A 20,860-nucleotide genomic window follows, 5' to 3' on the forward strand; every position below is an offset into this window, starting at 1 on the left:
TCTTCCTCCTCTGCTACGATAAAAGCTGTTTTATTTCCAGCTCTATCATAGCTGATTTGGAGGATTGTGGTAAATACTGTTCATTCTTATTTGTTGTTTTCTGTCCATTTTAGCTTAGCGGTTACAGAAGCCTGGAGAGCTTTGGATAGTGATGCTGATTCATTTTCCCCAATACCCTTCCACCAGTGGGTAAACGACTAGTACGGTAGAGAATGTGCAGGTGGAGAAGATAGTATTCTAAAACCAAATTGCGAGACCAAAGGCTTTAATTGCAGGACAAAGGTAACCATTTCCTTTTATGTTGAAAGTGGTAAAATTAAGGACAAATAAGGAGAGGGGAAAGAAAAATGAGTAGAAATGAACCACCAAAACCACAACAACCGTCAAGACCACAGCAGCAGCCTGTCAGGCAGCAACCGTCAAATCCGCGGCCACAGCAACCAGGGAGAAATGAAAGAAACTCCCAAAATGTACCTCCAGTTCAATATAAACCTCCGGGACCGGTTGGCCCAAGGGAATAATATATTCTATGAATATTACTGATGTCGCAACCCTAGTCAAGCAATTACCAACATTAATAGCTTACTTGGTTCCAGGCTATTTCCTATTAGCGACTATGAATTTTGTGCTTTCCAGTGGAACAAAAGAAGATGAGCATTTGGGGATTAAAAGTTTGGCTATTAGCTATGTACTGATTATTGCTTGTAATTCGGCCTGTAGGAACTGGGATTTATTATCTGGCGTAAATCCGAAGGTGTTAGCCATTTTAATTGCCCCGATAACTGGTTATCTATTGGCTAGAATATTGTTAAGTGAAAATATTTCGTGTATTTTTAGGGGAATAGCAATTACAAGGTCTGTTCGAAACAGTTTTTTATCAGATATTGTAGACTTCGAACGTGGATTACTTGCCTTGGTTTATTTACCTGAGGAAAGAAAGGTTTATAAGGGCCACATCAGGAAATTTGATGATGATGGGGAATCTGATAATACCTTTATTCTGCTCTCCAATTATGTGAAGTACGATTATGATGGAGAGGAAAAAGATAACCACGAGAACGAGAACAATTACCGTGTGTTAATAAACACTAAGGATATATCAAGAATTGAACTGGTTTATGATATAACAAGTAAGAAAATTGAATAGAGCTTAATGGCCTCATTTTAGAGGCTATTTTATTTAGATGGAGGCTCCATAGCAATACTAGCTGCTTTATATCGCACTGTTCTGCTATTACCACCCAAGTAGTGAATTATCCTGGTCTTTTATGCATAAAATAGAAGCGAAGAACATATTGTGATAAGATAAACAGAAAAAGCTAAGGGAGGAAGTGAGTTGAGTATGATGAAAAAAGCCTTATATTTTGGATTGGGAGCCTTGAGTATTACCCGGGATCATGCCGAAAAATTCTTCGCTGAAATGGTGGAAAAAGGTGAGATTAGCCGGGATGAGGCCAAAAACTTTGTGGATGAAGCTATAAAAAGAGGGGAAGAAGAGAAGGGCGAACTGCGCAAGACTATTCGTCAGGAATTTGAAGAAATGAAAAACACTTTTTCCTATGTGAGCAAGTCTGATTTTGAGGCCTTGGAGAAGAGGATTCGTGATCTGGAAGAAAAAATAGGCACTGGAATTCAAGGGGAATAGAGAGCTTTTGGCAACAAACAAGTAGTGCTTTGGGGGATTTTATCTTAATAGCACTCTTTGCGAAGTCATAATACAACTTGCTTGTATTCTTCGGGATGAGGGGGAGTTAGGAAACCCGTTATATACTTTTCTGGGAGGAGCTTTTGGTGAATTTCAGGACAGGCATTGGGTATCTGCAACATTTGCCCCGTTATAGAGAAATTGTCAATGTCTTGATCAAACATGGTTTTGGTTTTTTATTTGACCGCTTTGACTGGCCAGCCTGGCTCCATATAAAGAAAAGTTCACAGCTTGGTCATGAGCTACGCTCACCCAGTGCAGCGCAGAGGTTGCGTTTTGCCCTGGAAGACCTGGGTCCTACCTTTGTCAAGCTGGGACAATTATTAAGTACCAGGCCTGATCTCTTGCCTCCCGAATATATCAAGGAACTGGAGAAACTGCAGAATGAGGTTCCTCCCTTTGCCTTGGAAGAAATTTATCGCCTTTGCCAGGATGCAGGTATAGAACTGGAAACAGACTTTAGCTGGTTTAATCCGGAACCCTTGGCAGCAGCCTCTATTGCCCAGGTTCATGAGGCGCTTTTACCCTCAGGGCAAAAACTGGTCTTGAAAATCAAACGACCGGGCATTGATAAGACTATTGAAGCTGACCTGGATATCTTGCGCGAACTCTGCAAAGGTTTGGAAAAGCGCAACCATTGGGCTCGCTTTTACAGACTGAGCGAGATAATGGAGGAACTGAGGCAAGCTATACACAATGAGTTGGATTTCCGGGTTGAAGCGAGAAATGCGGAACTCTTCTATCAGACTTTTAAAAATGATAAAAATGTTATTATCCCCCAGGTCATATGGAAGTATTCTTCAGAAAAAATACTAGCCCTGGAATATGTTCCAGGAATTAAGATATCTGATTATATCAGCCTGAAGCAGTCGGGCCTGGATACGGTTGCCATCGCTCGCAACCTGGTTGATGCCCTGTTCAAGCAGATATTTGAACAGGGCTTATTGCATGCTGACCCTCACCCGGGAAATCTAGCCATAGCTAACGGTGAAAGGATAATATTTTACGATTTTGGCCAGGTGGGGATTATAGATGAGAGGTTGCAGGGAAAATGCATCAAGCTCTTAATCAATATGATGAGATATGATGTGGAGGGGGTCAGCCGAGCATTGCTGGCCATTGGGATTAGTGGGCAGTATGTTGATTTTGAGGAATTCAGGCGGGATGTATCCCGCCTGCAGCAGAAGTATTATGGCTTGCCTCTTTCCCAAATAAAGGTGGGGGAGGCTTTGTCCGAATTGATCGAATTATCAATAAGGTACCAACTGAGGTTGCCGCCAGAGCTCTCCTTGATGGTGAAAATGCTGATGACAGTGGAAAGCCTGGTGGCCCAGCTTGATCCTCAAATCAGTATTGTTAGCATTGCTGAACCTTATGGGAAAAAATTGCTCTTGCGAAAATTTACCCCCGAACATCTGTGGAAGGAAACCCAAAGTTCTTTATTCGAATATCTGGAGCTAATCCGTTCTTTTCCCTTTCAAATTGCTAAAATACTAAAAATCTTGGAATCAGGACAACTGAGCCTTAATATAGAATATCCCGAACTCAAACGGGCGATGGCTAAAGTTGATGTAATGTCCAACCGGATTTCACTCTCCATAATCCTGGCCAGTATTGTAATCGGAACTTCATTGGTAGCAGGAATGGAGCGAAGTAGTCTTATAAAACACATTCCTCTTGTGGAAATTGGATTTGCCACCGCTATTATTCTCGGCCTTTTCATGGTTTATTCCATATTAAAAAGCGGACGCTACTGAACGCAAGCCGCCTCTTTTAAGCCTCGGAAGAAACTGTGGAGCAGTATCAATGTTTAAGCCTCGGAAGAAACTGCGGCGTAGTTTCAACACACCGCTGCAACAAAGAAGCGGGGGACAAATTTCACTTCGTTATATTTACTCGTTATACAAGAAAAATGCTTTTGAACAGCTCAAACGGATGAGTTCATTTTCTTTAATAGTCCGTCCAGAACGGTCTGATATTTTATCAAAGTGCGTCGTTGTTTATCAGTACTGAAGTGATGAGCCTCCAGGTCGTAGCGAGTAATTAAGAGAGCGTTAAAAACCCTTTCTTCAAAACTCATGTTACCCGGTTTAAAATAACTGTTTAGTTTTTGAATAACATATTTTTCTTCTTCGCTTAACTTCATTGGCTTGGGCAAAGAAATTACCTCCTTTAGATTCCTATGTATTAATTAAAACCACCTTTTTAAAAAACTGCCCCTGGGGAAGCTGCCTTTATACCTTTCGCCCCATAATCAAAGTAATTAAAACCTAAAGCAATAATATGTTTTTTTGCGAAAAATAGTTCAGCAAAACTTTGTTTGTTAATGAAGTATTTTACACCTTGACTAATAGCCCACGGAAGTGATAGCATATTCTATAAATTTAAAAACAAAAAACGATGATCAGAAGAGTAATTGCTTTAGCTGTTTGGCAGAGAACCGGGGTATGCTGAAAACCTGGTATCAGTTGGGTAATGAAAGCCACCTGAGAGTTCCGGTGAAATATCCTAAGCGATAGCAAGCCGGACGGAATCCATCCGTTATTGGAATAGAGCCGGGCCTTGGCCAATCAGGGTGGTACCGCGGGAGCAACTCTCGTCCCTTACAGGATGAGGGTTTTTTTATTTATTATTAGGCTTTTGCAACTGCCCAAGTAAAGAAGGAGGAAAAATTAGATGGAACTGGAAAGAAGGATTCTGCATTTGCTGGAGAATAATGCACGTTTAAGCTGCAAAGCCATAGCTACCATGTTGGATGAGGATGAAGCGAGAATTAAAAATATTATCGAACAAATGGAAAAACAGAAGATAATACTGGGCTACAACACCATCATTAACTGGGAACTGCTGGGCAATGATGGAGTTACTGCCATGATTGATGTTAAAGTAACTCCGGAAAGGGAAGTGGGCTTCAATAGTGTGGCAGAAAAAATCTACCGCTATCCGGAAGTTCGCTGTGTTTATCTCATGAGTGGTACCTATGACCTCTCCGTGGTAGTAAATGGAGAAAGCATGAAGGATATTGCCTGGTTTGTCTCTCATAAGCTCTCCACCCTGGATCATGTGCAAAGCACTGTAACCCATTTTATTCTCAAGCGTTATAAACAGGAAAACTTTATTTTTGAGGAACCGGAAGAAGACAGAAGATTGGTGGTGAGCCCGTGAACAGTATGAAACGCTATATTTCCAATACGGTAGAATCCATACCCCCATCGGGGATTAGAAAGTTCTTCGATCTGGTTACCCAGATGGATGGGGTAATTTCCCTGGGGGTAGGAGAGCCGGATTTCGTTACCCCCTGGCATATACGAGAGGCTGGTTGTTATTCTCTGGAAAGAGGCTATACCATGTATACTTCCAACCAGGGCCTGTTGGAATTACGGGAAGAAATAGCCGCATATGAGAACCGGCGGATAGGGATAGAGTATTCACCGGAAAAAGAGGTGCTGGTCACGGTCGGTGTTAGTGAAGCAGTAGATTTGGCTATGCGGGCTCTGCTTGAACCTGGTGATGAAGTTTTGGTACCTGAGCCTTCTTTTGTCTCCTATGCGCCAGGAGCCACCCTGGCTTATGGCACTGCTGTGCCGGTTCCGACTTATGATATAGACCAGTACCGTTTGCGTCCGGATATTCTATCCCATTATATTACCCCCAGGAGTAAAATTCTGGTTCTGGCCTATCCCAACAATCCTACTGGGGGAGTAATGTATGAAGAGGATTTAGAGGCTTTGCGGGATATCATAATTAAAAACGACTTGCTGGTGATATCTGATGAAATTTACTCCGAGCTGACATATTATGGACGACATGTTTCTATTGCCAGTCTACCCGGTATGAAAGATCGTACTATAATGATGAATGGTTTTTCCAAGGCCTTTGCCATGACCGGCTGGAGAATTGGTTACGCCTGCGGCCATCAAGATGTAATCGGAGCCATGACCAAAATACATCAATATACTATTATGTGTGCATCGATTATGGGACAAAAGGCGGCCATCGAAGCTCTTCGTCATGGCGAAACAGAAATGAGAAAAATGGTGGACAACTATAATTACCGCCGCAAACTAATCTTATCCGGATTGCAGGAAATAGGATTGGACTGCTTTGAACCACGAGGGGCCTTTTATTGTTTTCCTTCCATCAAAAAAAGCGGGATGAGCAGTGAAGATTTCTGTGAGAAGCTGCTCTGGGAAGAAAAGGTTGCGGTAGTACCCGGTAATGCTTTTGGCGCCAGTGGGGATGGGCATATCAGATGTTGTTATGCCGCCAGCATACCTAATATTGAAGAAGCCCTGGAGAGGATGGATAGATTTCTTCGGCGACATAAAGAAATAAGAATCAGCAATATTGTGTAAAGAAATAGGGTATTATATCGAAGTGAAACATAATTATACGATAAATAACTAAAGGAATTATATAATTTGAATGGAAACCTCTTTTAATGAACAAATTGAAGGAGGTTTTTTCGTGATCGGTGATATTACTGTTAACGAGGTTGAACTTCTGAATGCTTACCAGATATTGGGACCGTCAGGGCAAAAAGGCCTAAAAGATTATCTCCGCTACTTGCTCTATAAACAATACAAACGGGAAGCCATGGCAGCAGTGTTCCATAACAAACTTTTGCACAATTTGTTTCACAGCCTTTTACATCTGGTGGAAAGGGATGATTTTGACCTGATGCAAATTGAAAAACGGGTCAAACAGATTAAGGAACTATATTATGGCATATTTGAGCAGGTGCATAATCGTTTTGCCGAAGTTATTGATGATTTAGACAGTTGTGAAGTAGTCAAGGAATTTGGCCATAATAGTTTTGAAAACATAGATAAGGCCATTAGAAGCGGCAATCATATAATGCTTAGATTTGAGATTATTGATTTTCATCAGGGTTTTTGTCGTTTATCACAAAAAAGAGATGCTAGAAATATAGTTGCGGTATAAGTGGATTTATTATTGCTGCAGAGTTACAGCAGGATGTTTAGCCGGGATAATTCCATAGAATCCTAAATAATCCAGGACATAGTTCCTGGTTTTTCTCTTTCCTAATCAGTCAAGTCTGATTTTCATGCAGAAATATGTTTTGCTCCATAGTTTATATAGTTAATTTACGGCTTTTTGGTTTAAAGCTAATATTATTTAGTTTGTAGATTTTTTATTTGAAGTGTTATAATTCCTTTACTTGGACATGGAGGTCAAAACAATATGGAAAATAAAATGGCCTGGTTGGAAATCTTTCGCTGGGGTTTTGTGAGTTTACCCGGTATGCTTTTCGCTTATGCCCGAGAATTGGATTTGGAACTAGAAGATATTGCTGTGATAGCAGCCTTGCTATATACCATAGAAAGAACCAAACCTTTGTATCAAACCGGCATAAAGATAGGACAAGTTCTCCAAGCCTGTCCTTCTCTAGGTAAGATAAAAATCTCCCGCCGCTTAAATCGCCTGCAAAAATTAGGCATAGTCTCCCTTCAAGATAATCAAAATTTGGCTGATAGGGAAGTGTTTTTAGAACCGTTGGCCAGGAAATTGGAATCCCTTATAAGAAGAGACCACTCTTGTTTTTACCACTCAACTCCTGCACCTGCAGATAATCCCAGTCCTTCAAAAGATATGGATAATCTTTTGGAGGAATATCGCCTTAAGATTGAGCAACTGGAATTGCAGATAGAGGAGAACAAGCTGGTTTCCCGGGAACTTATGAAGCAATCCAGCTCGGATTTTAAGAAAGTTGGAGATTTTATAGCCAAAAAAACGGGCAACTTGATGAGTGTAAAAATGGCCGGCGAGCTAAACAAATGGCTGGAAGAGCTGGCCTTATCCCCGGAGTTTCTCTTATGCATACTGGAAATGTGTTTTGAGCGAAGCATTTACAACCCACGGGATATCAGCCAGATTGCCCGGGATATAAAAGAATACTCCATCAATACCGTTGAAGGGCTGGAAAGCTATTTTAAAAAATATGTGGATGTGGAAAAGAACCGGGCCTTAAGAGTCAACAAGTTTGACCCGGATATTGCGGAATTTGGAAGCTTTACCGGCATTGACATGGCTGCCGAAGCTCGTAAGAAGGTTTACTATAAATGGCGGCATGATTGGGGCTTTTCTCATGCTATGATCATGAAAGCTGGAGAAGTAATGTGTCAGCGAACCAAAAATGCCGGTCTGGAATATATGGACAGCGTTCTTCATGATTGGATGAGTAAAGAAATCCGGCAGGTAGAAGAAGTGGACAAAGAAATAGCCCAATTAAAACTAAGAAATAAGAAGGAAAAACCCATAGCAGCCAGCAACTATGATAAACGAAAGCCTATCAACCTGGAATACGAAATCTATGTGCCTCCTTCTAGTACAGGCGGAGCCAAAAATAAGGTATAATAGAAACCGGGGATATTCTCCCCGGTTTTATTTGGATGGTGATTCCTTTGAGTTTAAGAAAGAATGAACCCTCCATGGAAGATTACCTGATTGACCTGGAAAGTGAACGACGCGTATTATCTTCCATGCTTCATTCTGAGGATGCCTGTATTGAGGTTTATGACCTTTTATCCAATGCTGACTTTTATTCCCCACGGCATGCTACTATTTTTGATTTGGCTATCAGTCTCTTTGAGAGGGAAATTCGCCCCACCCTGGTAGAGCTTCTTAAAGAGGGTCATAGCCTGGGCGTTTTTACCAATCCCCGCGATATAGAAGAACTAAAATATATAGTAGAACAATATATAGACGATGAAAACATCAAGTACTGGATTAAGAGAGTTAAAGACAAAGCCCGCTTGCGTAAATTTGAAGCCTTTCTTAAAAGGAATATGCAGCTTCTCGTAGAACAGCAGGAAAGTGATGTAGAACAGGTACTTATGGAGGCGGAGGAGGAACTGACCAACCTTACCGCTTTGGAAATTGACGATAAAATCGATTCCCCGGCGGATATGGCCAGCCTGGGTTATAGCGAAGTTGAACGCAGGTTCCTCCGCCTAAAGGAAATACGCGAGTTGCACAAAGGGGTTCTCCCTCTGGATGGACTTCCTACCGGGTTTGATAACTTGAACCATATAACCCTGGGTTATAAAGCGGGTGATTTAATAATCCTCGGTGCTCAAACCGGGCATGGCAAAACTTCATTTGCTTTGCACACATCCAGGGCTATAGCCGTAGATGCGCGAAAAAACCTTTTGTACCTCAATACGGAAATGAGCAGGGAACAGATAGCCTTGCGCTGGGGCTCCATTCTATCACAAATTGATCATGATCGAGTTCGCAGCGGGGATATTAGCGAAACTGAACTTTCTATCATCTTCAACGGTTATTCCCAACTTCGCGAAAGCGGTTTCTATTCCTATCCCTGTCCTAATCTTACCCCGGAAAAAGCTATTTCCATCGCCCGTAAATTCAAGGCGCAAAAAGGCATAGAAATGATGATAGTTGACTATGTGGGACGAATGGATAAGCTGGATCCCAAACTGCAGGAGTGGCAGATATTGGAGCAGATTGTCAAGACCTTGAAAATGCTGGCCCAAAACTTAAAGATAGTGGTCATGTGCCTGGTCCAATTAAACCCGGATGGCAGTCTGCAGGGAGCCAAGCGGATGAAGAATGAGTGCGACCTTATGCTTAAACTGACGCCTATTCCACGGGAAGAACTGGAAGAGAGAGAAGAATTAAAGAACTACATCAATCCTAATTATTACATCCATATTGATAAAAACCGGGATGGTCGCAGTGGTATACGGATACCTATCACCTTTGATTTGCAAAAGCAGATTATGGGAGATGCCAGAAGGGTTGATGAATAATGCCTGACCATGAACAACTGCTCAAAAAGATCTATGGCGAAACCGCCAGCCGAATAGCTGACTGCTGCTTCCGGGGAGAGCTTGATGAAGAGCATATGCGTTTACTCCTAAACCTCCTCGACCTCAGTGTAGTAAAGAAGCAGCATCCGGAACTGTTCTTGCTCTTGCAGGAATGGATGGATTATTTTACAGATAGCGAAAACGATAGGATTATTGAGGCTACTCTTTTAGCCATGGACTTTAATGATCAAGAGACCATGCCGGAACATATGAAGATTATTGCTGAGCTAATAAATGAAGAAAAAGCCCTACAATAAAGGGAAGATTTTACTGGAGGGAAAAATGACTGGATCCTGGATTTGTGAAAAGCATACCGAGGGTTATGCGGTTAAATGGAAAATCAAAGATATTCTGCATGAGGAACAGACCCGTTATCAGAAACTAGCAGTGGTGGATACATTAGAATGGGGTAAAGCCCTGCTGTTGGATGATGCCCTGCAAATCAGTGAGAAAGATGAGTTTATTTATCATGAAATGATAAGCCATGTGGGGATGTGTACCCACCCTTGCCCGGAGAGGGTATTGATAATTGGCGGGGGTGATGGGGGTACTTTACGGGAAGTGCTGAAACACCAGCAGCTTAATGCCGTAGATTTGGTGGAAATAGATGAGCGGGTAGTGGAGAATAGCAAAAGGTTTTTCCCGGCCCTATCTTGCGGTTTTACCGATCGCCGCTTAAACTTGCATATTGCTGATGGCGTTCACTTTGTAAAAGAAACCTCGTCTAGATACGATGTAATTATTGTAGACTCCTCTGATCCATTAGGACCGGCCACACCGTTATTTAACCTGGAATTTTACCAGGATGTATATGAGATACTTAAGGCGGACGGGCTTCTGGTGGTTCAGTCTGAATCCCCGGTTTTTTATGGGGAAGTATTTCAATCGGTTTACCGGCAAATCAACACGGTCTTTCCTCTGACCCGGGTCTTCCTGGCACCGATAGCTACCTATGTAAGCGGCCCCTGGTCTTTTACTATGGGCAGCAAGAAATACAATCCCCGGGAATTGGCGAAAAAACCAGGTGATCTTGGCTATTTGAAATATTATAATGAAGGAATTCACCGGGCGGCATTTTGCCTTCCGCTCTATATCAAAGAAATGCTCAAGAACTAAAGCTTTTTGCCGGATAAATCAAGAAGAATAGCAAATTACAATGGAGGCCAGTATACATGGACGATTTCGTAGAAAGTAGAGCCAGAAAAGATATTTTTCGCTTAAAAGCATATGTTCCTGGTAAACCCATTGAGGAGGTTAAGCGGGAACTGGGGCTTGACAGTATTATTAAACTAGCTTCCAACGAAAATCCTTTGGGTACTTCTCCACAGGCTTTGGCGGTCTTGCAGGAAGGACTTAAAAAAATACATCTTTATCCTGATGCCAATGCCTATGAACTAAAACAAGAACTGGCGTCTTTTTGGCAAGTGCCAGCGGAGCAGATAGTCCTGGGCAATGGTTCTGATGAATTGCTTCTCTTGCTGGCCCAGACCTTCATTAATCCTGGAGATGAAGTGATCCATGCTGAGCAGACATTTTCGGAATACGAATCCACCAGTACCATTATGGGGGCTCATTCGATGGCCATACCCCTTAAGGAATACCAGTATGACCTGAAAGCCATTCTTGAGGCAATTAATACCAGGACCAAAATAATCTACATCTGTAATCCCAATAATCCCACCGGAACCATTGTAGAGCAGGAAGAAATAGAGCTTTTCATGCAGCAGGTACCCGGTGAGATACTGGTAGTTTTTGATGAAGCCTATGGGGAATATGTGGATACCCCGGCTTTTGGCAGTGGACTCCAGCATTTGCGGGAAGGGCGGAATATAGTTATACTAAAAACCTTTTCCAAAATATACGGTTTGGCCGGCTTAAGGATAGGCTATGCCATAACCACAGCAGCTATTGCTGCCGCTCTCGATCGGGTACGAGAGCCGTTTAATGTAAATTTTGCCGCTCAGATTGCGGCTCAGGCCGCCCTGCGGGATATTGATTTTGTGGAAAAAAGCCGTCAGCTCAATTTTCAGGGGAGAGACTATCTCTACCAGGAATTTGAACAACTTGGCTTGAATTATGTCAAAACCAACACTAATTTTATTTTCCTGGACACAGGGAGAGATTGCCAACAGATATTTCACGAATTGCTCCAGCGCGGAGTGATAATACGTACAGGTGATATTTTTGGATATCCCACTTTTATCCGCCTTACCATTGGAACCATGGCAGAGAATATACGATTTATAAAAGCATTAGAAGAGGTTCTGGAGGTTGTTCCACTCTAATGATTATAGTAGAAAAACATTACCGCCAGGCAGAAGCCAAAGATGCTTTGATAGAGGCATTACATAGTAATCTGAACCTTCTGGAAAGAGAACCCCTTTTTCTTTGTATTGGAACTGACCGCAATATACTCGATTGTTTTGGGCCTTTAGCCGGGACCATGATTCGGGAACAATCTCCCGAACTTCTGGTATTCGGAAGTCTGGAGCATCCATTGCATGGTAAAAACCTGAGGCAAAAATTAAAGATGATAAAAAATGATCACCCATCAGGAATCGAAATAGCTATAGATGCTTCAGTGGGCAGGGAAGAAGAGCTGGGAATAATCAAGTTCCGTCACGGCCCCTTGTTTCCCGGTAAAGCCCTGGGCAAAAGGTTGCCTGCAGTAGGTGAATTCTCCATTATTGCCATGGTGGGAATCAAGCCGGAAGTCAGAAACTGGAATTCGTTGGGGCAGGGGAGTATCACTGCCGTTTACCATATGGCCCGTTTGCTGGCTGACGCCATTGTGGAATGGAATGAGTACCGGGTATCATCATCGAGCTAGCTGCAACATAAGCATTTACACCCGGATAAAAGTTGTGATACTATCATTCTGGGAACCACCAATACCACTCATCCCCGGTAGATGAGTGGTTATTCTAATATATCACTAAGGGTGAGGAGGAAAACCATGAAGAAACTGATGATAGGCAATGAAGCTATCGCCAGGGGAGCCTATGAAGCTGGTGCTACCGTGGCTACAGCCTATCCCGGTACCCCCAGTACCGAAATAGTCAGCACATTTGCCGATTATGAAGGCCTTTATGCCGAATGGGCTCCCAATGAAAAAGTAGCCCTGGAAGTAGGAGTGGGAGCCTCTATCGGCGGGGCAAGAACCCTGGTAGCTATGAAACATGTGGGAGTAAATGTGGCGGCTGATCCTTTGTATACCTTTTCCTACACCGGAGTAAATGCTGGTCTGGTCCTGGTTTCCGCTGATGACCCGGGGATGCATTCTTCCCAGAATGAACAGGACAACCGGGGTTACGGGCGTTTTGCCAAAATGCCGGTAATTGAGCCGGCGGATAGCCAGGAAGCACTGGACTTTACCCGCCTGGCTTTTGATATCAGCGAAGAATTTGACACCCCGGTAATGCTGCGGGTTACTACCCGGCTTTCCCATTCCCAGACCCTGGTTGAAACCGGGGAGAGGGTAGAAGTGGGTTTGAAAAGCTATAAGAAAGATGCCCCCAAATATGTTATGCTGCCCGGCTTTGCCCGCCTGCGCCATGTGGAAGTGGAAAAGCGCATCTTGCAACTTAAGGAATATGCCGAAACTACGGATCTGAACCGGATGGAATGGGGAGATAAAAGTATAGGCATTATTACCAGTGGAGTATCTTACCAGTACCTGCGTGAAGTAATGCCCGAAGTTTCCGTATTAAAGCTCGGTATGGTCAATCCACTGCCAGAAAAATTAATCCGCTCTTTCGCTGCCGAAGTGGACAGGCTTATTGTGCTTGAGGAATTGGAACCGGTAATTGAGGAACAGTTAAAAGCCTGGGGCTTAAAGGTCGAAGGCAAAGAGCTTTTCACCCTTCTGGGTGAATACAGCCCGGAAATGATTGAAGAAGTCTTATTAGGAGTCAGTTCCGGGAAAGGTTCCGGCCTGGACCAGGAGATACCCCCCCGGCCACCCTTGATGTGCCCGGGTTGCCCGCATCGCGGCGTATTTCATACCCTGAAGAAAATGAAGCTGCATGTAATGGGGGATATCGGCTGTTACACTCTGGGTGCTTTGAGTCCCCTGGATGGAATGGATGCCTGTGTTTGCATGGGAGCCAGTATTGGTATGTCTCTGGGCATGGAGAAGGCCAATGGAGAGGACTTTGCCCGCAAGGTGGTAGCGGTTATAGGGGATTCCACCTTTGTTCATTCCGGAATTACGCCACTGATTGATGTTGTCTATAACCAGGGAACCTCCACCGTTATTATCCTGGATAATGATACCACCGCCATGACCGGACACCAGGATCATCCGGCTACCGGTAAAACCATCAGGAATCTACCTACCCGAAAGCTGGATTTACCAGCCCTGGTCAAGGCTATCGGTATAGAGCATGTCCGCATAGTGGACCCCTTGCAATTAGACGAATTTCGCCAGACCCTGGAAGAGGAATTGAACCGCCGGGAAGCTTCAGTAATTATTGCCAAGCGTCCCTGTGCCTTGCTGGTGAAGAAAGCTCCGGATAAAGAATTCTATGTTGACCCGGAACTCTGTAAAAGCTGCAAGCTTTGCATAAAGATAGGTTGTACCGGGATTTATTGGGTAGAGGAAAATAGAAAGGCCGTAATTAACCCCAATACTTGTGTAGCCTGCGGACTCTGTCCTCAGGTCTGTACCTTTGAGGCCATCAAGATAGTGGAGGGATAAAAAATGCCAAAACAAACTACTAATGTTCTGATAGTAGGAGTTGGGGGGCAAGGAACCCTGCTCACCAGCCGCATAATTGCTCAGGTAGCCGTACAGATGGGCTATGATGTCAAAGTGTCAGAGATACATGGTATGGCACAGAGGGGTGGCAGTGTTGTTTCCCAGGTACGCTACGGAGAAAGAGTCTATTCACCCATAATTAAGAAAAGTGACGCCGATATCCTGCTGGCTTTTGAAAAGCTCGAAGCAGCCCGCTGGTTGGACTATCTGAAACCCGGGGGTAAAGTAATCATTAATGACGAACGGGTTGACCCCCTGCCGGTAATGAGTGGAAAACTGAAATATCCGGTAGATATTGATAAAAGAATTGCCAACCTTATACCCGATACCACCATTGTTGATGCTACCCGAATGGCTGAGGAATGTGGTAATTCCCGGGCCGCCAATGTGGTTTTGGTAGGAATGCTGGCCGCAGCCATAAACATTCCGGCAGAGGAAGTGGAAAACGCTATTAGAGAAATGGTACCGGCCAAAGCTCTGGAAGTTAACCTGAAAGCCTTCCGGGAAGGGCAAAAATATTTGAGTGCAACCCTCAACAGATTATAACGAACTCTTGTTGAAACTGCTCCGAGTATCTTCCGATAACTTAAACACGAGGGAAACATATTCCCCAAGATATGAAGTTTTCCCCCAGTTAGCGCTGGGGGTTTTTTCATGCTAATTTTTAGCTTCGGCATTCTTTTAATTCCACTAACCCCCATGCCCCAACCGTTCCTCGTGACATATAAATAATCTATTTATCTTACGGATACAATATTAACAATCTAATGCATTTTTTAATAAATAATTCAAAAAATGCAGCATCCCATATTTATCTTTGAAAGCATATAAGCTCCGTAGAGTTTTGAGAAAGGTTGGTTCTTTTTGCCTGGTTTTCTTTTCAAAAAACTACATTTTAAAAAAATATTAAACCATGAGCAAAAAAAGTCTGCGGGACAGTATAGTTCCTCTGTAAGCCTGTCCCAAAACCTGGAGGAAAACCTGAGGGTTTTACGGGAAGCTCTTGGTTCAAGCAGTGATGTAATCATTCGTGACATGAAAATCAGCTCTGATTCAAATATTGATGCGGCCGTTGTCTATATTGATGGTTTAGTTGATAGAGCTCTATTAAATCACGATATTTTGCGACCATTGATGTTTAACCTGCAATTGATTAAGGATAATCTCAGCCATAACCACAAAAGCCTAATCGATTATATTAAATCAAGTGTTTTAACTGTAGGGCAGATAACTGTAGTCCAGGATATAGACAGAGTTATTGCCAGGGTTCTGACAGGTCATACCGCCATTTTGGCAGAAGGTGCAACCCGGGCTCTGCTTATTGACGCTAAAGGCTGGGAAACACGACGTATCGAAGAGCCTAAAAACGAGTTGTCGATTCGAGGTTCAAAAGAAAGTTTTACCGAAACTCTGCGTACCAACACAGCTTTGCTGCGGCGAAAAATACGCGATCCGCGTTTAACCTTTGAAAGCCTGCAAATTGGGGAGCGGTCGAAGACCGATGTTTCAATTGCTTACGTCCAGGGTATCACCCCGGATAATCTTATTGAAGAAATCAAACAACGGCTGCAGCGAATAGATAATGACATTATTTTGGATGTCAGTTACCTGGAACAATTCATTGAAGATAGTCCCAGTTCGCTATTTCCCACCGTGGGCAGCAGCGAAAGGCCAGATGTAGTTGCAGCCAGAATATTGGAGAGTCGAGCCGCCATATTGGTTGACGGTTCCCCGATGGCCTTGACAGTACCTTTTTTATTTATCGAAGGTTTTCAAAATCCGGATGATTATTACGCCCGGCCATTTTTCGCTGCATTGGTGCGGTGGGTTCGTTTGCTGGGTTATTTACTCAGTATCTATTTGCCGGGTATTTTTGTTTCCTTAAAAACATTTCATCCCGAATTATTTCCGACCCAATTACTGGTTTCGGTGGCGGCAGCCCGGGAAGGCCTCCCTTTGCCAGTGGTATTAGAAGCCCTGTTAATGCTGCTTTTATTTGAAATCTTACGGGAAGCCGGTCTCAGGATGCCCCGCTCACTGGGCCAGGCCGTCAGTATTGTGGGTGCGCTGGTAATCGGTCAGGCGGCAGTATCAGCTGGTTTGGTTGGAGCACCCATGGTAATAGTAATTGCCACCACAGCAATTGCTTCATTTTTAGTCATCCTTTTTGCTGAGCCGGGGGCCTTGTATCGCTTTATAATGACGCTTGCGGGCGGTTTGCTAGGTTTATTTGGTATAGTCTTGGTTTCCATTGAAATGCTTAGCCACCTGGCTTCTTTACGCTCCCTGGGGGTTGCCTATTTATCGCCGGTAACTCCACTCAATATTCGTGGCCTGCGAGATACTTTCATTCGGGCCCCCTTATGGGCCATGGATAGCCGTCCCGCGTCTTTAGATTCACCCAACACCAGGCGGCAATCATCCGGTCAAATGCCCCGGCCTCCTAAAAGCAGTTCCCAGCAGGGGGATACTCAATGAAAGGAAAACAGGGTTTTGTACTTATTTTGTTAATCATTATTCCCGTGTTCATATCCGGCTGTTGGGATAGCATTGAGTTGAATAAATTATCGATCATATCCGGCCTGGGTTGGGATGTCGATGCAGATACAGGACAGGTTACCTTGACCTTTCAATCTATTATCCCCAGCGAGACAAAGGGTGCTGCCGGCAGCAGCGGAGATGGGGGGCAAAAAAGGGGTAACCCGCTTCATACTATTCAGTTGGACTCCAGCACCGGTTCTTCAGCTTATGATGCCTTAAACCGCTATTCCCAGCATAGTAGCCGCCGAACATTTTATCAACACACTCAGCTTTATATCCTCGGCCGCAGTGCTGCTGAACAGGGCATCTATCCATTTCTTGATTCAATAGCCAGGAATCCGATTAACCGCCCCAATGTACTGATGGTAGTGTCAGAGAAAAAAGCTCGTGATATTCTAAGTATTCAGGATGGAATGGAGAGTATTCAGGCCATGGGAATGGCTGCTGAGATAAAGCTGTCAGCAGAATATTCCCAATACCCGGTGGTCACCTACCTGGAATTTGCCCAGCGCTTATTAAGCGAAACTACCGCTCCTCTCGCCCCTATGGTAGGCATTATTGAGCAAGCCGGTCCGGAAGGGGATAGCGTAAAAAAAACTCGCATAAACGGAACGGCAGTATTTAAAGGAGATAAGATGATAGGGCAACTAAATGAAGATGAATCAAGGGGTCTTTTGTGGGCTATTAACAAGATTAAAAAAGGATTCTTAGTAATTCCCGGAGCTAACCTGGAGATTGTTACTGCCAAAAGTAAAATCATTCCTGAATTACAGGACGAGAAAATTAAAATTACTATTGCCATAGATGAAGAGTCCAACCTGCTGGAGTATGATGGCCACCGGGAGATAAGCTCCGACCTTCTGCAAGATTTGGAAAAGGGCCAGGCCCGGGAGATTGAGCGCCAGGTGATGGCAGCGGTTGAGAAATCCCAGGCATTAAATGCGGATGTTTTTGGCTTTGGGGACACGGTTCATCGTAAATATAAAAAAGAATGGCCCGTTCTAAAGGCGAGATGGGAGGATATTTATCCCTATATTGAAGTTGTGGTAAAGGTAAAAACTCATGTAAATGAAATTGGGGAAATTAATAAAGCATTAATGAGGGATTAAATAAAAAAGCAGAGGTATGATCCATGTCTTTGGAGAATGGTAAAATATCCAGTTTTCAATTAAGCGTATTAATAATCGGCTTTATTTTCGGCGCTTCGGTTATTATCGCTCCGGGGCAGGGAGCCGGGCATGATGCCTGGATGGCGATTGCTTTAGGATTGACCGAGGGTTTGCTAATAGCCTGGATATTTACTGCCCTGGCCCGGCATTTTAAAGGTAAGACGCTGGTGGAAATAAATTCTTTGGTCTACGGAAAAATTCTGGGCAACTTCATTTCTGTTCTATTTATCTGGTATCTGTTTCACCTGGGTGCCTTAGTTTTAAATAATTACTCCCGTTTTTTAGAATTGGAACTATACCCTGCAACTCCGAAAACACTTACTCTTATTCTAATTATGCTGGTCTGTGCCTCAAGCGTGCGCCGGGGGATCGAAGTATTGGCCCGATGCAGCTTAATATTAGTAACGCTTACTATTTTAATGGCAATCTTTGATACGCTCCTGGTAGTTCCGCATATGGACCTTCATAATTTGCTGCCTATTCTTGATATTCCCATAGGAAAGCTATTATGGACCAGTCATGCTACGGCCATCTTTCCCTTTGGAGACGCAGTAGCATTTTTAATGGTATTGGCTTTTGTTAATAAGCCCGAAAAAGGCCGTTCCGCTGTTTTCAAAGGTGTACTGATAGCGGGATTAGTTCTAATTGGGGTTGCCGTCCGCAATGCTGCCGTATTAGGACAAATGAACCCAATTTATACTTATCCAACTTACATAACAGCACAAGTAATTGATGTTGGCGATGTTCTCACCAGAGTGGAAGTTTTGGTGGCCATCAATTTAATTACCATGGGATTTTTCAAAATATCGGTGGCATATTATGGAGCGGTTTTGGGACTGGCCCAGGTCTTTAATTTGCGCAGTTACCGTCCTATAATTCTTCCGATAGGGATTCTCATGGTGATATTGGCCCTAACCAATGTTAGCAATACCGCGGAAATGTTTGATTTTGCCAACAATGGCTACCCCATTTATACCATTCCTTTTCAAATAGCCATTCCGCTTATTACGCTACTGGTGGCCAAACTGCGCAAGCTGCCTCAAATAGGGGGTGAGCAGGCATGATTGCCCTGGTCCTTATTGGATTCGGAATGGTGGCCTTAATACAAATTCCTGGGTTGGTACGAAAACAATGGTGGCGGGAATTATTATGTTTTGCAGTTTTATTGTTTATGGGTCTTATTCTTAGTGTGATGATATCTATGGGGATTGAAATACCTCCCGTAACCACAATAATTAACGAAACTATTACCGGGATGTTGGGTATGTGAATCTTCACTACCATATTCCGTTGCTATAATGTTGGATATGGAAGCAAGTACAATATTTGCCGATTTGCTGTTTGCTCCGCACCTCGTTAAGCCGTATACTGTAATTGAAGGGATGACAGCTTTACCTTAATTGCTCTTAGACTTAGAGTCTGTTTGGGGGAAAGGAGTCTGAGTTGACGATACGACATTTGAGAATATTAGTCGCAGTATATGATGAATTGAATATGACAGTTGCCGCCAGGAAACTATTTATGACACAACCCTCTATAAGCCAGGCAATTAAAGAATTGGAAAACTATTACGGGGTGGTTCTTTTTGAGCGGCTATCCCGGAAATTATATGTTACTGAAGCAGGAGAAAAAGCATATCAATACGCAACACATATCATCAAGCTTTTTGATGAATTACAAGACAACCTTAAAGAAAATGCATCTCAGAAAAAGCTTGTAATAGGAGCTAATTATACCGTTGGCGCTGGCTTAATTCATAAATACATTGATAATTTCAAGGGTTTATATCCCAATTCAGAAATTATGGTAATCGTAAATAATGCCTCAATTCTTATAGAAATGCTCCGGAAAAACGAACTGGATCTTGCCCTTATGGAAGAAACAATTAATGAATCCGACTTGATAGAAGATTATTTTTATGAGGATCGCATCGTAATTGTTGCTGATCCGGAACATAGGCTTTTTGCCCAAAAAGAGCTGACTGCATACGATATAGTCAATGAACATCTCTTGTTGCGGGAAAAGGGCGCTGGTGTTAGAAATCTATTTGAATTAAGGATGAATCAGATGGGATTGTTCATCAAACCCGATTGGGAAAGTACCAGCACTACAGCCTTAATTAATGCAGCAAAAAATAAGATGGGGATTGCGGTTTTGCCTTTTCAGCTGGCCAAAGAGCATATTGCTTCAGGTTCTTTAAAAGAACTTCCGGTAAAAGGCATGGATTTAAGCAGGAAACTGACAATTGTATATCATAAGAATAAGTTCATAAGCAGAGCCATGCAGGATTTTATACGAATATGTCATGAGCCATAGAAAAAAGGCTTTGTAGTTTTCCAAGACACTTGTCCTAAATACCCACAAAGCCTTCAATAATAGTCTGGATATTCTTATTTGATTTAGACCGCTATCATAACCGATGTAGCCTTAATCACCGCTTTTGCTTTAACTCCGGGCGCAATTCCCAGTTCCTTTATACCAAGCATTGAAATAGTGGCATAAAGTGTGCTCCCACCATCGGTTTTTACCGTTACGATGGCATTTACTGCACCTTCTTGAACATTTACAATTTCACCGGCCAGTTGATTTCTGGCACTGAGCTTCATCTCTCCCAGACCAATCATTACTTCTGTAGCCTTAATAACGGCAATCGCCTCTTTGCCTGGGGCCAATCCCAGTTCCTTTACAGCTTCCTTGGAAATAGTAGAAGTAAAGGTATCACCACCATCTGTTTTTAAAGCAACCATGCCATTAACTGTACCTTCCTGAATAGAAACGATTTTCCCTTTTAACTGATTTCTTGCACTAATATTCATATTTTTCCTCCCTTCTG

General features: G+C 43.2%; 21 protein-coding genes and 1 other annotated feature. Of the genes, 19 read left to right on the forward strand and 2 right to left on the reverse strand.

Translation table 11 applies throughout. The annotated features are described in order from the left end of the window. The first annotated feature begins 529 nt into the window (after positions 1–529). The 3 genes from AWB54_RS12970 to AWB54_RS12980 all read left to right on the forward strand — a co-directional run bounded on the left by AWB54_RS12970 (position 530) and on the right by AWB54_RS12980 (position 3,462). Positions 530–1,147 carry a hypothetical protein gene (locus tag AWB54_RS12970; protein ID WP_061215029.1) on the forward strand — a complete coding sequence of 206 codons (618 nt, stop codon included), beginning with the start codon at positions 530–532 and terminating at the stop codon, positions 1,145–1,147. A gap of 195 nt (positions 1,148–1,342) precedes the next feature. Further along, the gene (locus AWB54_RS12975; RefSeq protein ID WP_414716785.1) at positions 1,343–1,645 is read left to right on the forward strand and encodes a phasin family protein; all 303 of its coding nucleotides are present in this window, start codon (positions 1,343–1,345) and stop codon (positions 1,643–1,645) included. A gap of 146 nt (positions 1,646–1,791) precedes the next feature. Further along, a complete protein-coding gene (locus AWB54_RS12980) occupies positions 1,792–3,462 on the forward strand; it encodes an ABC1 kinase family protein (RefSeq protein ID WP_061215031.1) in 1,671 nt (556 codons plus the stop codon). A gap of 170 nt (positions 3,463–3,632) precedes the next feature. On the opposite strand, the gene AWB54_RS12985 is transcribed toward AWB54_RS12980, so the two are convergent. Next, positions 3,633–3,863, reverse strand: coding sequence for a hypothetical protein (locus tag AWB54_RS12985; protein ID WP_061215032.1), 231 nt, complete (start codon positions 3,861–3,863; stop codon positions 3,633–3,635). A 233-nt stretch (positions 3,864–4,096) separates the two neighbouring features. After that, positions 4,097–4,312: a binding site (T-box leader), on the forward strand. 69 nt (positions 4,313–4,381) lie between these two features. On the opposite strand from AWB54_RS12985, the gene AWB54_RS12990 reads away from it, so the two are divergent. The 16 genes from AWB54_RS12990 to AWB54_RS13065 all read left to right on the forward strand — a co-directional run bounded on the left by AWB54_RS12990 (position 4,382) and on the right by AWB54_RS13065 (position 20,343). Next, a complete protein-coding gene (locus tag AWB54_RS12990) occupies positions 4,382–4,870 on the forward strand; it encodes an Lrp/AsnC family transcriptional regulator (RefSeq protein WP_061215033.1) in 489 nt (162 codons plus the stop codon). A gap of 5 nt (positions 4,871–4,875) precedes the next feature. After that, on the forward strand, positions 4,876–6,060 hold the full coding sequence (locus AWB54_RS12995; protein ID WP_061215075.1) for an aminotransferase class I/II-fold pyridoxal phosphate-dependent enzyme: 1,185 nt from the start codon (positions 4,876–4,878) through the stop codon (positions 6,058–6,060). A 112-nt stretch (positions 6,061–6,172) separates the two neighbouring features. After that, positions 6,173–6,649, forward strand: coding sequence for a hypothetical protein (locus tag AWB54_RS13000; RefSeq protein ID WP_061215034.1), 477 nt, complete (start codon positions 6,173–6,175; stop codon positions 6,647–6,649). Between the two features lie 261 nt (positions 6,650–6,910). Continuing rightward, positions 6,911–8,083 (forward strand): DnaD domain-containing protein, encoded by a 1,173-nt coding sequence (locus AWB54_RS13005; RefSeq protein WP_061215035.1) that lies wholly within the window; start codon positions 6,911–6,913, stop codon positions 8,081–8,083. Positions 8,084–8,121: 38 nt separating this feature from the next. Further along, the gene (locus tag AWB54_RS13010) at positions 8,122–9,498 is read left to right on the forward strand and encodes a replicative DNA helicase (RefSeq protein WP_235811189.1); all 1,377 of its coding nucleotides are present in this window, start codon (positions 8,122–8,124) and stop codon (positions 9,496–9,498) included. Further along, positions 9,498–9,815 carry a hypothetical protein gene (locus AWB54_RS13015; RefSeq protein ID WP_061215037.1) on the forward strand — a complete coding sequence of 106 codons (318 nt, stop codon included), beginning with the start codon at positions 9,498–9,500 and terminating at the stop codon, positions 9,813–9,815. The genes AWB54_RS13010 and AWB54_RS13015 overlap by 1 nt, the downstream gene beginning before the upstream one ends. Before the next feature lie 25 nt (positions 9,816–9,840). Next, positions 9,841–10,674, forward strand: coding sequence for a polyamine aminopropyltransferase (speE, locus tag AWB54_RS13020; protein ID WP_061215038.1), 834 nt, complete (start codon positions 9,841–9,843; stop codon positions 10,672–10,674). A 56-nt stretch (positions 10,675–10,730) separates the two neighbouring features. Further along, positions 10,731–11,843, forward strand: coding sequence for a histidinol-phosphate transaminase (gene hisC, locus AWB54_RS13025; RefSeq protein ID WP_061215039.1), 1,113 nt, complete (start codon positions 10,731–10,733; stop codon positions 11,841–11,843). Beyond that, positions 11,843–12,388 carry a spore protease YyaC gene (gene yyaC, locus AWB54_RS13030; RefSeq protein ID WP_061215040.1) on the forward strand — a complete coding sequence of 182 codons (546 nt, stop codon included), beginning with the start codon at positions 11,843–11,845 and terminating at the stop codon, positions 12,386–12,388. Before hisC ends, yyaC begins: the two co-directional genes overlap by 1 nt. Before the next feature lie 126 nt (positions 12,389–12,514). Then, a complete protein-coding gene (gene iorA, locus AWB54_RS13035; protein WP_061215041.1) occupies positions 12,515–14,257 on the forward strand; it encodes an indolepyruvate ferredoxin oxidoreductase subunit alpha in 1,743 nt (580 codons plus the stop codon). 3 nt (positions 14,258–14,260) lie between these two features. Next, positions 14,261–14,863, forward strand: coding sequence for an indolepyruvate oxidoreductase subunit beta (locus AWB54_RS13040; RefSeq protein ID WP_061215042.1), 603 nt, complete (start codon positions 14,261–14,263; stop codon positions 14,861–14,863). A 318-nt stretch (positions 14,864–15,181) separates the two neighbouring features. Continuing rightward, positions 15,182–16,795 carry a spore germination protein gene (locus tag AWB54_RS13045; protein WP_061215043.1) on the forward strand — a complete coding sequence of 538 codons (1,614 nt, stop codon included), beginning with the start codon at positions 15,182–15,184 and terminating at the stop codon, positions 16,793–16,795. Then, positions 16,792–17,967: a Ger(x)C family spore germination protein gene (locus tag AWB54_RS13050; RefSeq protein ID WP_061215044.1), complete on the forward strand. Its 1,176-nt coding sequence runs from the start codon at positions 16,792–16,794 to the stop codon at positions 17,965–17,967. Before AWB54_RS13045 ends, AWB54_RS13050 begins: the two co-directional genes overlap by 4 nt. 23 nt (positions 17,968–17,990) lie before the next feature. Continuing rightward, on the forward strand, positions 17,991–19,091 hold the full coding sequence (locus AWB54_RS13055) for a GerAB/ArcD/ProY family transporter (RefSeq protein ID WP_061215045.1): 1,101 nt from the start codon (positions 17,991–17,993) through the stop codon (positions 19,089–19,091). After that, entirely contained in the window at positions 19,088–19,297 is a 210-nt protein-coding gene (locus AWB54_RS13060) for a hypothetical protein (RefSeq protein WP_061215046.1), read from the forward strand. The genes AWB54_RS13055 and AWB54_RS13060 overlap by 4 nt, the downstream gene beginning before the upstream one ends. Before the next feature lie 173 nt (positions 19,298–19,470). After that, positions 19,471–20,343, forward strand: a complete 873-nt coding sequence (locus AWB54_RS13065) for a LysR family transcriptional regulator (RefSeq protein WP_061215047.1) — start codon at positions 19,471–19,473, stop codon at positions 20,341–20,343. Positions 20,344–20,426: 83 nt separating this feature from the next. Here AWB54_RS13065 and AWB54_RS13070 read toward each other — a convergent pair whose 3' ends face one another. Further along, entirely contained in the window at positions 20,427–20,843 is a 417-nt protein-coding gene (locus tag AWB54_RS13070; RefSeq protein WP_061215048.1) for a TOBE domain-containing protein, read from the reverse strand. Positions 20,844–20,860: the final 17 nt, after the last annotated feature.

It is taken from the genome of Syntrophomonas wolfei subsp. methylbutyratica (assembly GCF_001570625.1).
Classification (GTDB): Bacteria; Bacillota; Syntrophomonadia; order Syntrophomonadales; family Syntrophomonadaceae; genus Syntrophomonas; species Syntrophomonas methylbutyratica.

Excerpts from the sequence above, each read along its gene's own strand:
- AWB54_RS12970 (WP_061215029.1), top strand. The coding sequence starts at position 530 with ATGAATATTACTGATGTCGCAACCCTAGTCAAGCAATTACCAACATTA.
- AWB54_RS12975 (WP_414716785.1), top strand. The coding sequence starts at position 1,343 with ATGATGAAAAAAGCCTTATATTTTGGATTGGGAGCCTTGAGTATTACC.
- AWB54_RS12990 (WP_061215033.1), top strand. The coding sequence starts at position 4,382 with ATGGAACTGGAAAGAAGGATTCTGCATTTGCTGGAGAATAATGCACGT.
- AWB54_RS12995 (WP_061215075.1), top strand. The coding sequence starts at position 4,876 with ATGAAACGCTATATTTCCAATACGGTAGAATCCATACCCCCATCGGGG.
- AWB54_RS13005 (WP_061215035.1), top strand. The coding sequence starts at position 6,911 with ATGGAAAATAAAATGGCCTGGTTGGAAATCTTTCGCTGGGGTTTTGTG.
- AWB54_RS13015 (WP_061215037.1), top strand. The coding sequence starts at position 9,498 with ATGCCTGACCATGAACAACTGCTCAAAAAGATCTATGGCGAAACCGCC.
- speE (WP_061215038.1), top strand. The coding sequence starts at position 9,841 with ATGACTGGATCCTGGATTTGTGAAAAGCATACCGAGGGTTATGCGGTT.
- hisC (WP_061215039.1), top strand. The coding sequence starts at position 10,731 with ATGGACGATTTCGTAGAAAGTAGAGCCAGAAAAGATATTTTTCGCTTA.
- yyaC (WP_061215040.1), top strand. The coding sequence starts at position 11,843 with ATGATTATAGTAGAAAAACATTACCGCCAGGCAGAAGCCAAAGATGCT.
- iorA (WP_061215041.1), top strand. The coding sequence starts at position 12,515 with ATGAAGAAACTGATGATAGGCAATGAAGCTATCGCCAGGGGAGCCTAT.
- AWB54_RS13040 (WP_061215042.1), top strand. The coding sequence starts at position 14,261 with ATGCCAAAACAAACTACTAATGTTCTGATAGTAGGAGTTGGGGGGCAA.
- AWB54_RS13050 (WP_061215044.1), top strand. The coding sequence starts at position 16,792 with ATGAAAGGAAAACAGGGTTTTGTACTTATTTTGTTAATCATTATTCCC.
- AWB54_RS13055 (WP_061215045.1), top strand. The coding sequence starts at position 17,991 with ATGTCTTTGGAGAATGGTAAAATATCCAGTTTTCAATTAAGCGTATTA.
- AWB54_RS13060 (WP_061215046.1), top strand. The coding sequence starts at position 19,088 with ATGATTGCCCTGGTCCTTATTGGATTCGGAATGGTGGCCTTAATACAA.
- AWB54_RS13070 (WP_061215048.1), bottom strand. The coding sequence starts at position 20,843 with ATGAATATTAGTGCAAGAAATCAGTTAAAAGGGAAAATCGTTTCTATT.